This is a genomic window from Enterococcus sp. DIV2384 (genome assembly GCF_050534975.1).
GTDB classification, from domain to species: Bacteria; Bacillota; Bacilli; order Lactobacillales; family Enterococcaceae; genus Enterococcus; species Enterococcus faecalis.
This window is the reverse complement of sequence record NZ_CP172905.1, coordinates 1,510,817-1,522,673: the sequence shown is the minus strand read 5'-3', so window position 1 is coordinate 1,522,673 and position 11,857 is coordinate 1,510,817. Positions and strand designations below refer to the sequence as shown.

General features: G+C 37.8%; 14 protein-coding genes. 12 read left to right on the top strand and 2 right to left on the bottom strand.

Annotation, left to right across the window (positions count from 1 at the left end; all coding sequences use genetic code 11):
- The first annotated feature begins 1 nt into the window (after position 1).
- From IGK54_RS07450 to ybaK, 9 genes are all read left to right on the top strand, one after another.
- Positions 2 to 181 carry a hypothetical protein gene (locus IGK54_RS07450; RefSeq protein ID WP_002365741.1) on the top strand — a complete coding sequence of 60 codons (180 nt, stop codon included), beginning with the start codon at positions 2 to 4 and terminating at the stop codon, positions 179 to 181.
- Positions 178 to 840 carry a YdeI/OmpD-associated family protein gene (locus tag IGK54_RS07445; RefSeq protein WP_002409442.1) on the top strand — a complete coding sequence of 221 codons (663 nt, stop codon included), beginning with the start codon at positions 178 to 180 and terminating at the stop codon, positions 838 to 840. Before IGK54_RS07450 ends, IGK54_RS07445 begins: the two co-directional genes overlap by 4 nt.
- Complete coding sequence (locus tag IGK54_RS07440) at positions 840 to 1,307, top strand: DUF1801 domain-containing protein (protein WP_142957134.1); 468 nt, start codon at positions 840 to 842, stop codon at positions 1,305 to 1,307. The genes IGK54_RS07445 and IGK54_RS07440 overlap by 1 nt, the downstream gene beginning before the upstream one ends.
- 10 nt (positions 1,308 to 1,317) lie before the next feature.
- A complete protein-coding gene (locus IGK54_RS07435) occupies positions 1,318 to 2,211 on the top strand; it encodes a deoxyribonuclease IV (protein WP_002357396.1) in 894 nt (297 codons plus the stop codon).
- 193 nt (positions 2,212 to 2,404) lie between these two features.
- On the top strand, positions 2,405 to 2,623 hold the full coding sequence (locus tag IGK54_RS07430; RefSeq protein WP_002357397.1) for a YneF family protein: 219 nt from the start codon (positions 2,405 to 2,407) through the stop codon (positions 2,621 to 2,623).
- Positions 2,624 to 2,821: 198 nt separating this feature from the next.
- Positions 2,822 to 4,573, top strand: a complete 1,752-nt coding sequence (locus IGK54_RS07425) for an ABC transporter ATP-binding protein (protein WP_430602842.1) — start codon at positions 2,822 to 2,824, stop codon at positions 4,571 to 4,573.
- Positions 4,573 to 6,357, top strand: coding sequence for an ABC transporter ATP-binding protein (locus IGK54_RS07420; RefSeq protein ID WP_421001354.1), 1,785 nt, complete (start codon positions 4,573 to 4,575; stop codon positions 6,355 to 6,357). Before IGK54_RS07425 ends, IGK54_RS07420 begins: the two co-directional genes overlap by 1 nt.
- Before the next feature lie 155 nt (positions 6,358 to 6,512).
- On the top strand, positions 6,513 to 7,274 hold the full coding sequence (gene aroD, locus IGK54_RS07415; protein ID WP_002365737.1) for a type I 3-dehydroquinate dehydratase: 762 nt from the start codon (positions 6,513 to 6,515) through the stop codon (positions 7,272 to 7,274).
- Positions 7,271 to 7,786 carry a Cys-tRNA(Pro) deacylase gene (gene ybaK, locus IGK54_RS07410; protein WP_002397353.1) on the top strand — a complete coding sequence of 172 codons (516 nt, stop codon included), beginning with the start codon at positions 7,271 to 7,273 and terminating at the stop codon, positions 7,784 to 7,786. Before aroD ends, ybaK begins: the two co-directional genes overlap by 4 nt.
- A gap of 129 nt (positions 7,787 to 7,915) precedes the next feature.
- Here ybaK and IGK54_RS07405 read toward each other — a convergent pair whose 3' ends face one another.
- On the bottom strand, positions 7,916 to 8,323 hold the full coding sequence (locus tag IGK54_RS07405) for a ribonuclease HI family protein (RefSeq protein ID WP_002357402.1): 408 nt from the start codon (positions 8,321 to 8,323) through the stop codon (positions 7,916 to 7,918).
- 100 nt (positions 8,324 to 8,423) lie between these two features.
- Here IGK54_RS07405 and IGK54_RS07400 point away from each other — a divergent pair, with 100 nt between their 5' ends.
- The gene (locus IGK54_RS07400) at positions 8,424 to 8,885 is read left to right on the top strand and encodes an EbsA family protein (RefSeq protein ID WP_010712512.1); all 462 of its coding nucleotides are present in this window, start codon (positions 8,424 to 8,426) and stop codon (positions 8,883 to 8,885) included.
- 104 nt (positions 8,886 to 8,989) lie between these two features.
- Here IGK54_RS07400 and IGK54_RS07395 read toward each other — a convergent pair whose 3' ends face one another.
- Positions 8,990 to 9,196, bottom strand: a complete 207-nt coding sequence (locus IGK54_RS07395) for a cold-shock protein (protein ID WP_002357404.1) — start codon at positions 9,194 to 9,196, stop codon at positions 8,990 to 8,992.
- A 178-nt stretch (positions 9,197 to 9,374) separates the two neighbouring features.
- Here IGK54_RS07395 and IGK54_RS07390 point away from each other — a divergent pair, with 178 nt between their 5' ends.
- Both IGK54_RS07390 and IGK54_RS07385 read left to right on the top strand, forming a co-directional pair.
- The gene (locus IGK54_RS07390; RefSeq protein ID WP_002365735.1) at positions 9,375 to 11,045 is read left to right on the top strand and encodes a formate--tetrahydrofolate ligase; all 1,671 of its coding nucleotides are present in this window, start codon (positions 9,375 to 9,377) and stop codon (positions 11,043 to 11,045) included.
- Positions 11,046 to 11,149: 104 nt separating this feature from the next.
- Positions 11,150 to 11,854 (top strand): CBS domain-containing protein, encoded by a 705-nt coding sequence (locus IGK54_RS07385; RefSeq protein ID WP_002360173.1) that lies wholly within the window; start codon positions 11,150 to 11,152, stop codon positions 11,852 to 11,854.
- Positions 11,855 to 11,857: the final 3 nt, after the last annotated feature.

Genomic DNA, 11,857 nt, shown 5'->3' with positions numbered 1-11,857 from the left:
AATGAAAGCTTGGGACGAAGGTCGTTTAGACAACAGGTTCCAAGCTTTCGCTTTTAAAAAAGATAAATTGGGATTAATTCTGTTACAAAAAACTCTTTTTTACTATTGGGCATATTCAATTACAGATAACTTGTGCTATGCTAGAATAAAAAGTGCAGTCGCTATAAGGAGTAGGTTATGAAATCAATTGTCGAAAAGTTAAACTTAACGAAGTATCAGCAACCAGTTATTTTAAATAGACCACAGGCAGAGTATCTATCTGAATTTGCTTCAGCCGCGCAGCAATTACCCTCAGAACCAGTTGAGCTGATTTTTGCATTTGTGAAAACGATGGCGGAATTTCAAGAGATTGTTTCAATGGTGATTGAAGGTCAACATTTAGTAGAAAATGGGTTGTTATATGTGGCTTATCCGAAAAAAGGCAATAAAATGTATCCAACCTTTGTCCACCGAGATGAAATTTTTCCAACATTACAAGTAAACGAGGCAGATGGGTATATTAAAGGCTCAACCTTAAAATTTAATCGCATGGTTAGTTTAGATGAGACTTTTACGGTTGTCGGCATGAAGAATGTTCTTAAAAAGCCAGCGAAGAATCAGACCAGTTCTGCTGTTGGGGATTATGTTCAATATTTACCAGAAATTGAAGCGTTGGTACAAACAGAACCAGCTGCTGCAGCGACATTCGCTGCATTAACGCCTGGTTATCAAAAAGAGTGGGCGCGGTATGTATTTAGTGCAAAGCGAGCGGAGACACGGAAAAAGCGGCAAACTGAAATGTTAGTCATTTTAAAAGAAGGCTATAAAACCAAAGCTCTTTATCAGCAAAGGAAGAAATAATGGGGCAGTCAATTGAAACAGTTACAGCATACATCGAAACAGTCGAACCAAAATGGCGAATTGCTTATCAGCAAGTATTAGACGCCGTTTCGCAAAATTTGCCAGCAGGATTTGAATTAACAATGCAATATGGCATGCCAACCTTTGTTGTGCCGCTTTCAGTATTTCCAGAAGGCTATCTCAACCGTGGTGATGAGCCGTTACCATTTATCAGCTTAGGCGCTACTAAAAGGCAAGTAGCTTTATATCACATGGGATTAATGGGAAATGAAGCCGTCCGAAGTTGGTTTCAAGAAGCCTATCAGGAACAAGTGTCAACAAAGCTAAACATGGGGAAAAGTTGTCTTCGCTTCACTAATCCTAAGCGAATACCCTATGAACTAATTGGCGAATTAGTAATAAAAATCACGCTAGAAGAATGGCTGCAACAGTATCAACACTACCAAAAGAAAAAGAAGAATTATTAGGAGGAACCACATGTTATTAGGATCACACGTTAGTATGAGTGGCAAGAAAATGCTATTAGGCTCTGCCGAGGAAGCGGCTAGTTATGGCTCAACAACCTTTATGATTTATACAGGTGCGCCACAAAACACGCGCCGGAAACCGATTGAAGAAATGAATATTGAAGCTGGGCAAGCTTTTATGAAGGAACACAATTTAAGTAATATCGTCGTTCATGCCCCGTATATTATTAATTTAGGTAATACAATTAAAACGGAAAATTTCGGTTTTGCCGTAGACTTTTTGCGTCAAGAAATTGAGCGAGCACAAGCGTTGGGAGCAACGCAAATCACGTTACATCCAGGTGCTCATGTTGGTGCAGGTCCAGAAGCCGGCATCAAACAAATTGTTAAAGGTCTAAACGAAGTCTTGTGGAAAGAGCAAATCCCTCAAATCGCTTTAGAAACAATGGCTGGTAAAGGAACCGAAATCGGCCGTACGTTTGATGAACTAGCTGCGATTATTGACGGAGTTACGCTAAATGATAAACTTTCTGTCACTCTGGATACTTGCCACATTAATGATGCAGGTTATAATGTAAAAGATGATTTTGATGGCGTATTAGTTGAATTTGATAAAATTATCGGATTGGATCGTTTAAAAGTTATTCATGTGAATGATTCTAAAAATCCTATGGGCTCACATAAAGATCGTCATGCCAATATTGGCTTTGGCACTATTGGTTTTGAAGCTTTAAACGGTGTGGTTCACCATGAAAAATTAACTGCTTTACCAAAAATTTTAGAAACACCTTATGTCGGAGAAGACAAAAAAAATAAAAAGGCCCCTTACGGCTTTGAAATTGCGATGTTAAAAAATCAAACATTTGATCCAGAATTATTAGAAAAAATTCAAGGACAAAACTAAAGCAACAATCGCTCTTAAAGGTCCTATTGACATTTAAGAGCGTATATTTTTGACTTTTAATCACTATTTTGCAAAAAAATCAGACTTTTTTCATTATTTAAGAGAAATCCCGCAAAAAGAACTTTTCTTTTTTTGCTATTTCTAGTAAAATAATTCATTGAGAGCAAAACTATACGGAGAGGAGAGAGTTTCAATGGCAACAGGTTGGGTAGTATTAATCGCAGTAATCGCTTTATTAGTAGGCGCTGCAGGGGGCTTTTTCCTTGCACGCAAATATATGCAAGATTATTTCAAAAAAAATCCTCCCGTTAATGAGGATATGTTACGCATGATGATGGCATCAATGGGTCAAAAACCGTCAGAGAAAAAGGTTAGACAAATGATGCAACAAATGAAAAACCAAGGAAAATAGTAAAGGTTATTCAGGTAATCATGAATAAGTGTAAAAACGGGCTGATTTTCAGTCCGTTTTTTTGTTGTTTTGCGGGAGAATAGGATAATCTAGGAGGAAAAGAGCGAGACGTTTAATCAAAAACAACACAATAACGAAGAAACCTTCTAGCTCGAAAGTAGTCTTCGTAGAACAACAAAGTAAAGGAGGGACAACTGAATGTCCATATTCAAAAAATTAGGCTGGTTTTTTAAGCAAGAGAAAAAAAGTTATATTATTGGGGTTTTCTCATTAATGATGGTCGCTCTTGTTCAATTAGTCCCGCCCAAAGTTATTGGCGTCGTTGTAGATGAAATCGTTAACAAAGAAATTCGCTTAACGAAAATTATCGTGTGGGTTGCACTCTTGATTGGTGCTGGGCTTGCCCAATATCTTTTTCGCTATATTTGGCGGATGCATATTTGGGGGAGTGCCGCTCGTTTGGAAAAAGAGCTACGGACTCAATTATTTCATCATTTCACAAAAATGGATAGCATCTTTTATCAGAAATATCGGACAGGTGACTTGATGGCGCATGCAACCAATGATTTAAATGCCATCCAAAATGTGGCTGGAGCTGGGATTTTAACGTTTGCCGACTCTGTGATTACGGGAGGAACAACGATTATCGCAATGATTCTATTTGTCGATTGGCGCTTAACATTAATTGCTTTATTACCGCTGCCTTTATTAGCCGTCACTTCACGAGTTTTAGGTTCTAAGTTGCATGATGCCTTTCGAGATTCACAAGCTGCTTTTTCAGCGATTAATGATAAAACACAAGAAAGTATCACTGGAATTAAAGTCATTAAAACATTTGGGCAAGAAAAAGAAGATCTTGCTGATTTTACAGAGAAAATTGATGATGCTATCGTCAAAAATAAACGAACGAACTTTTTAGATGCACTATTTGATCCGTTTATTACGCTGATTATTGGTGTTTCTTATGTTTTGACAATTATTATTGGTGGTCGTTTCATCATGGAAGGAACGATTAGTTTAGGTCAGTTGGTCTCTTTCATTGCCTATATTGGGATGCTAGTTTGGCCAATGTTTGCGATTGGGCGCTTATTTAATGTGTTAGAACGTGGGAATGCTAGTTACGATCGTGTGAACGAATTATTACATGAAAAAACGCATATTATCGAACGAAAAGATGCCATCAAAACAATGGCGCAAGGGACAATTTCAATGAAGATTGATTCTTTTTCTTATCCAAAAGAAGAGACGGTGGCGTTGGAAAATATCCAATTTTCGTTGCAAGAAGGAGAAACCTTGGGGATTGTTGGTAAAACAGGCGCTGGTAAAACCACTATTTTGAAGTTGTTGATGCGTGAATATGACCAATACCAAGGAACGATTTCCTTTGGAAAACATAACATTAAAAATTACACATTAGATGCATTGATGGGTGCAATGGGTTACGTGCCACAGGACCATTTTCTCTTTTCCATGACGGTACGAGATAACATTCGTTTTGCTAAACCAGACTTGGGACAAGCGGCAGTTGAACAAGCGGCAGCATTAGCATTTATTAACCAAGAAATTAAAGCATTCCCTGAAGGCTATGACACAATGGTTGGGGAACGTGGCGTTTCGCTTTCTGGAGGACAAAAACAACGGATTTCTATTGCACGAGCCTTGATTGTTGAACCAGAATTGTTAATTTTAGACGATGCCTTATCTGCAGTCGATGCGAAGACTGAAGAGGCGATTTTATCAAATCTAAAAGAAACGCGCCAAGAAAAAACCACTATCATTACAGCACATCGTTTAAGTAGTGTCATGCATGCAAAAGAAATCTTAGTGTTGGATGAAGGGAAAATTATTGAACGGGGGACGCATCAAGAGTTACTGGCTCAGAAGGGTTGGTATCAGCGGATGTGGGAAAAACAGCAATTAGAAGCGAAAATTGAAGGGAGTGAGAGTTAATGGAAGAAAAGTATCAATCCGAATGGTCCAGAGAGTTACCGCTGAAAGAACAATTAACGATTGTTCAGCGTTTGTTTCGTTTTGCCAAACCGTTTCGACGCATGTTTTACACAGCTATTCTCTTTGCATTTGGCTTATCAATTATCAATATTCTTTTGCCTAGAGTCATTCAAGTTTTTATGGATAATTATTTAACGCCTAAAACTGCTACAATGCAAGTGATTCTAACTTTTGCTGCTATTTATTTTTTTGGTGTCATTGTCAAAAGTATTGTTTGGTTTTTCCAATGGTATTTGTATTCGATGACTTCTTTAAAAACGTATCAATATATACGAGTGAAATTATTTGAAAAATTACACACTTTAGGTATGCGTTATTTTGATCAAACACCAGCGGGTTCGACGGTGTCTCGTGTTACAAATGACACAGAAACATTGTTTGAATTCTGGTATGTATTCTTAATGGTGATTACAGGAATTTTTGCCGTAATCTCGTCATTTTTTGCAATGTTTCAACTCAGTCCAGAAATCTCATTTTATTGTCTAATTTTCTTGCCAATTTTATTAGTTGTAATTTGGTATTACCAAAAATTTAGTTCAAAATTATATCGCAGTATGCGGGAAAAATTAAGTCAATTAAACACCAAACTAAATGAATACATCTCTGGTATGCAAATCATTCAACAATTTCGCCAAGAAAAGCGTTTGGAAAAAGAATTTGAAGAAACCAATGATGACTATTTAAAAACACGAGTAGCAATGATTCGTATGAATTCGTTATTATTAAGTCCCATCATTAATTTGTTGTATACGTTGGCGATTGCATTGGCCTTAACTATGTTTGGCATCGATGCTTTACATTCACCTGTTGAAGCGGGGATGATTTATGCTTTTGTAACGTATGTCCAAGCTTTTTTTAATCCGATGACACAAATGATGGACTTCCTAAGTATCTTTACAGATGGGATTGTCGCAGGTAGCCGTATTTTAAAAATTATGGATACGGAAGAATTAACGCCGCAACAATCAGTAGGTGCGAATGGGGAAATTATTCGCGGGAAAATTGAATTTCGCAATGTTACTTTTTCTTATGACGGCAAAAACGAAGTATTGAAAAATATTAGCTTTGTTGCAAATCCCGGGGAAACCGTCGCTTTAGTCGGTCATACTGGAAGTGGTAAAAGTTCAATTATTAATGTACTCATGCGTTTCTATGAATTTTATGAAGGCCAGATTTTAATTGATGATCGTGACATTCGTGATTTTCCCATGACAGAATTACGGGAAAAGATGGGCTTAGTATTGCAGGATGCTTTCATGTTTTATGGAGATATTGCTGGAAATATCCGTTTACTGAATCCAAACATCACAGATGAACAAATTAAACAGGCTGCGGAATTTGTTCAGGCGGATAAATTTATTCACACGTTACCCAATACCTATCATGCGAAAGTCATTGAACGAGGAGCGAGTTATTCTAGCGGACAACGTCAATTAATTTCGTTTGCACGAACAATTGTAACTGATCCCAAAATTTTAGTTTTAGATGAAGCAACCGCTAATATTGATACAGAAACAGAAGGATTGATTCAAGAAGGATTAGCCAAAATGCGTCAAGGGAGAACGACAATTGCGATTGCGCATCGCCTTTCGACGATTCGTGACGCAAACTTGATTTTAGTTTTAGACAAAGGGCAGATTGTAGAACGAGGAACGCACGAAACGTTACTGGCAGAAGGTGGCCTTTATGCGGATATGTATCAGTTACAAAGTACGGAAGTTTAACGTAACAACAGAAAGAGTTAAATAACCCAAACAAAGACATTTAGTGTTAGGAAATTCCTAATTCTAGGTGTCTTTGTAGCTCTTTAAATTGCAAAAAAGAATAGAAATGGTATGATATGAAGAGAGAAAAACAAACGAGGAAGTTAGGTGGAACTGTGAAGCCAGTTATAGTCAAAAATGTGCGAATAGGTGAAGGGAATCCCAAAATTGTGGTGCCCATTGTTGCTCCAACAGCCGAGGATATTTTGGCCGAAGCAACGGCGAGCCAAACACTAGATTGTGATTTGGTGGAATGGCGTTTAGACTATTATGAAAATGTCGCTGATTTTTCCGATGTATGTAATCTTTCACAACAAGTAATGGAACGGTTGGGGCAAAAACCGTTATTGTTAACTTTTCGTACACAAAAAGAAGGCGGCGAAATGGCTTTTTCTGAGGAAAATTATTTTGCTTTGTATCATGAATTAGTGAAAAAAGGTGCGTTGGATTTATTAGATATTGAATTATTTGCGAATCCGCTGGCGGCAGATACGTTAATTTACGAAGCTAAAAAGATGGGGATTAAAATTGTTCTCTGTAATCACGACTTTCAGAAAACACCGTCGCAAGAGGAGATTGTCGCGCGGTTACGCCAAATGCAAATGCGTCAGGCGGATATTTGTAAAATAGCTGTGATGCCACAAGATGCGACAGATGTACTTACGTTACTTTCAGCAACCAATGAAATGTACACCCATTATGCATCCGTCCCAATCGTTACTATGTCAATGGGACAGTTAGGGATGATTAGTCGCGTAACAGGTCAACTGTTCGGGTCGGCACTAACTTTTGGCTCAGCCCAGCAAGCGTCTGCACCAGGCCAACTATCCGTACAAGTATTAAGAAATTATTTAAAGACATTCGAACAAAACAAGTGATTCAGAAGGTGAAAAAAGTGGCAAAGAAAAAAACACAACAAAAAACGAATGCGATGCGCATGGTAGAACAACATAAAGTACCATATAAAGAATATGAATTCGCTTGGAGTGAAGATCATTTAAGTGCAGAAAGTGTCGCTGAAAGTTTAGGTATTGACAAAGGACGAATTTTTAAAACCTTGGTTACAGTAGGTAATAAAACAGGTCCAGTCGTGGCTGTCATTCCTGGTAATCAAGAATTAGATTTGAAAAAATTAGCGAAAGCTAGTGGCAACAAAAAGGTAGAAATGCTTCACTTAAAAGATTTAGAAGCAACCACAGGCTATATTCGTGGGGGCTGTTCCCCAATTGGGATGAAAAAACAATTTCCCACCTATTTGGCTGAAGAAGCTCAACAATATTCTGCAATTATTGTTTCTGCAGGCAAACGTGGCATGCAAATTGAATTAGCGCCTGAAGCAATCCTTTCGCTAACCAATGGGCAATTTGCGGAAATAACGACAAAAGAATAAGTGGCTATAAGAAGAAGTCGAGACAGAATCGTTTATCTGTTTTTAAACGTGGAGCAAAAATCACTAGGGATTTTTGCTCCACGTGTTTAATTATCAAATTAATAAAGGAAAAGCATTAAGTAAACAGTGCTACTTTTTATTGGGATAAAATTTTTGTAATGCTTGCCGTGCGAGCATATCGGCCGCTTTGTTTTGACTTTCAGGTAGCCATTTGATTAAGAGCAAAGGGAAATTCTTTTCTAGTTGTTGATATTCTGCTAAATAAGGCTGGTACTTTTCATTTTTAGCATAGTTTTTTTCAATTGTTTGGACAACAATTTTACTATCTGAGTGGAGAAGAACGGTTTGTTGATTGTCTTCATTGGCAATCGCTTGTTTTAAAGCTTCAATCAGCACTTTAAATTCGGCTTCGTGATTACTAACAATGCCTAAAGGAACATGCAATTGTTGCCGAGATTGGTCGGTGAGGTAAACGATACCGCCGCCAGATTCACCTGGATTGCCTTTTGTTGCAGCATCTACATAAATTCTTAACATAAAATTACTCCTAATTTCTTTTTGTTCTTAAAAAAAGTATGTTACTATTATAACATATTTAAATTTAGCGGCGTTGATCCAGAAGTAGTGAGGGCACTTTATGAAAAAACAGAAATTCTATTGGCAGCCAGAATTAGCATCAACAATTATTTACTGGTCTTGCACATTTTGTATATTATTTATTAGTTTAATTTTAGCATTGGAAAATAATGGTCCTTACTTGATTAGTAATCTGGTGATGGTTCCATTTTTTGTGTTTGCTTATCTAGGAATTGCGCGGTCTTTTAACCTGACAGAAACATCTTTAATTGTCAGAGATGTTTTATGGTTTCGCAAAAAAGCACTTCCGCTTTCTCAGATAGAAAAAGTAACCTACAATGAAAAAAGCATCGAAATTTTTTCCTCAGAATTTAAGGAAGGCTCAAAAGTCTTTTTAATGAAAAAGAAAACGATTCCGTTATTTCTTGAGGCACTTAAGATAAAAAAGCCTGAATTGAAGGTAGCAGAAGATCATTCTTTGGGCCTTCATAAAAAAGAAGAAAAAAACAAGAGTGAGTCATAAGTCGAAACGACTGGTGACCCACTCTCAAAATCTTAAAATAATCAGCTGAAACAAACGCTACGTTTACTTACTTTTTGGAGCAAAGCGTTGTTGGTTCAGCTTTTTTAGTTATCTATTTTTTTGACATGTGCTGCTTGTAGCCCACGATTGCCTTCCATTATCTCGAACTCTACAGATTGATTCTCATCAAGTGATTTGAATCCGTCACCTTCTATAGCAGTGAAGTGGACAAAAATCTCATCTTCTTCGTTGTAAACGATAAAACCATAACCTTTTCTGTTATCGAACCATTTGACAATTCCTTTTTGCATCCAATTCACGCTCCTTTTAGATTTGTAAAGACACTTTCATTATACGAGAAAAGGCTACCAAACGTCAATGGTTGGGTTGTTTAAAAAAGGTTATTCTAGCCATTCTATTCAATACAAGCTATAATTTAAAAGAAACAATGTGTCACAAAGACGATAAAGAATTGAAAAGGGGTCCGTTATGAAGACAGATATTAACATTGCACAAGCAGCAACATTAAAACCTATTCAAGAGATTGCCGAAACAATCGGTCTTTCAGAAGATTCGCTCGAACTTTATGGAAAATACAAAGCGAAAATAGATTTTCCAACGCTTCAATCCTTAGAAGCGCAACCAGAAGGTAAATTAATTCTCGTTACATCGATTAATCCAACACCAGCAGGAGAAGGAAAATCAACCGTGACCATTGGTTTAGGAGATGCATTAAATCAAATCAATAAAAAAACAGTTATTGCCCTAAGAGAACCATCATTAGGTCCTGTGATGGGGATTAAAGGTGGCGCAACAGGTGGCGGTTACGCACAAGTATTACCAATGGAAGAAATCAATTTGCATTTTACTGGTGATATGCATGCGATTACGACAGCCAATAATGCCTTAGCTGCGTTACTAGATAATCATTTACAGCAAGGAAATGAATTAAAGATTGATTCTCGACGGGTGATTTGGAAACGGGCAGTGGATCTAAATGATCGTGCGCTCAGACAGGTCGTTGTTGGTTTAGGCGGTCCTTTCCAAGGTGTACCAAGAGAAGACGGTTTCGATATTACTGTGGCGAGTGAAATTATGGCGATTCTTTGTTTAGCGCAAAATTTAACGGACTTAAAAGAACGCTTAAGTCGGATTATTGTCGCCTATAATGACCAAAGAGAGCCGGTGACGGTTAAAGATTTAAACGTGGCAGGTGCACTGACTTTATTATTAAAAGACGCCTTAAAACCTAATTTAGTTCAAACGATTGAAGGAACTCCAGCTTTTGTTCACGGTGGTCCTTTTGCCAATATCGCTCATGGATGTAACAGTATTTTAGCGACAAAAACGGCTTTGCATCTAGGGGATTATGTCGTAACAGAAGCAGGTTTTGGTGGCGACTTGGGTGGCGAAAAATTTTTAGATATTAAAGTACCTTCTTTAGGAAAAGCACCCGATGCCGTTGTGATTGTGGCAACGATTCGCGCGTTGAAAATGCATGGCGGTTTGGCGAAAGATCAGTTAGCAGAAGAAAATTTACCAGCGTTACAAAAAGGCTTTGCCAACTTAGAAAAACATATTCAAAATATGCAACGTTATGATGTACCAGTAGTTGTTGCAATTAATGAGTTTACACAGGATACAGAAAAAGAAATTCAACTATTGAAAGAAGCATGCCAAGCGTTAGGCGTGCCCGTCGAGTTAACAAGTGTTTGGGCGCAAGGTGGCGCAGGTGGCACGAATCTAGCGAAAACAGTAGTAGCAGAGATTGAAGCCAATACAAAACAGTTTCAACCTTTATATAATCCTCGCCAAACAATTGAAGAAAAAATTCAAGCCATTGTACAAACGATTTACGGCGGGGAACAGGCGATTTTTTCTCCGAAAGCACAAAAGCAAATTGCAGACTTTACAAAAAATGGTTGGGATCAATTACCAATCTGCATGGCGAAGACACAGTATTCACTTTCTGACGATCCTCAAAAATTAGGACGGCCAGAAGGATTTACGATTACGATTCGTGAGCTAGTTCCAAAAATCGGTGCAGGGTTTATCGTGGCGTTAACGGGTGACATTTTAACGATGCCTGGCTTGCCGAAAGTTCCTGCTGCGTTAAATATGGATGTGGACGAAACGGGTCAAGCGAGCGGTCTCTTTTAAAGCCGCTCTTTCCTGAGACCTATTTTTAGTATATACTTGAAAGTAGCTCAATAAAAAATAATGACGGAAATTTATTGCGTAGTTTATTATAAGGAGCAACGACTATGGGGGAACGAGCAGATACATTTTTAGCACACTTTAATCGCATTGAAAAGTGGATGAGAGAGAGACTGAACAATCCTGTCAACATGGGATTCAGTGAAATGACAAGACGTCTTTCCCGAAAAGAAAAAGGACAGATTGCTCAATTTGAAGAGGATTTGCTTCAAATGGCTCAGTTAAGAAATGCCATCGTTCATGAGCGAATTGCTGATGATTTTGTAATTGCAGAGCCAAACGAATGGGCAGTTCAACGAATTGAAACGATTGAACAAGCTTTAACAAAACCAGAAAAAGTAGTGCCTAAATTTGCGAAACGTGTTACAGCTTTTGAAATCACCACTTCTTTAGAAACGTTATTAACGATTATTGCAAAAAAACAATATTCCCAATTTCCGATTTATGAAAAAGGTGTATTTAAAGGATTAATCACGGTTCGAGGGATTGGTGTATGGTTTGCCATTGAGAGCACCAAAGGCGAAGTTCACATTGCCAACCGAACGGTGCGAGAATTGTTGGCATCAAATTATAAACGCAGCAACTATCAATTTGTTTCAATTGAAGCAACCGTTTTTGAAGTTGAACAAATGTTTCGGGAGCAGCCACGCTTAGAAGCTGTGCTTATTAGTAAAAGTGGCCATCCTAATGGTGAGTTAGTAGGCATTGTTCGACCAAGAGATTTAGCAAGTATTCATAGAGAAAAGGAATGACGC

Bases quoted from the DNA above. Each gene is read 5' to 3' on its own strand.
- IGK54_RS07425 (WP_430602842.1), top strand. From the start codon at position 2,822: ATGTCCATATTCAAAAAATTAGGCTGGTTTTTTAAGCAAGAGAAAAAA.
- IGK54_RS07400 (WP_010712512.1), top strand. From the start codon at position 8,424: ATGAAAAAACAGAAATTCTATTGGCAGCCAGAATTAGCATCAACAATT.
- IGK54_RS07430 (WP_002357397.1), top strand. From the start codon at position 2,405: ATGGCAACAGGTTGGGTAGTATTAATCGCAGTAATCGCTTTATTAGTA.
- IGK54_RS07450 (WP_002365741.1), top strand. From the start codon at position 2: ATGAAAGCTTGGGACGAAGGTCGTTTAGACAACAGGTTCCAAGCTTTC.
- IGK54_RS07440 (WP_142957134.1), top strand. From the start codon at position 840: ATGGGGCAGTCAATTGAAACAGTTACAGCATACATCGAAACAGTCGAA.
- IGK54_RS07420 (WP_421001354.1), top strand. From the start codon at position 4,573: ATGGAAGAAAAGTATCAATCCGAATGGTCCAGAGAGTTACCGCTGAAA.
- IGK54_RS07405 (WP_002357402.1), bottom strand. From the start codon at position 8,323: ATGTTAAGAATTTATGTAGATGCTGCAACAAAAGGCAATCCAGGTGAA.
- IGK54_RS07435 (WP_002357396.1), top strand. From the start codon at position 1,318: ATGTTATTAGGATCACACGTTAGTATGAGTGGCAAGAAAATGCTATTA.
- IGK54_RS07445 (WP_002409442.1), top strand. From the start codon at position 178: ATGAAATCAATTGTCGAAAAGTTAAACTTAACGAAGTATCAGCAACCA.
- IGK54_RS07395 (WP_002357404.1), bottom strand. From the start codon at position 9,196: ATGCAAAAAGGAATTGTCAAATGGTTCGATAACAGAAAAGGTTATGGT.
- IGK54_RS07385 (WP_002360173.1), top strand. From the start codon at position 11,150: ATGGGGGAACGAGCAGATACATTTTTAGCACACTTTAATCGCATTGAA.
- IGK54_RS07390 (WP_002365735.1), top strand. From the start codon at position 9,375: ATGAAGACAGATATTAACATTGCACAAGCAGCAACATTAAAACCTATT.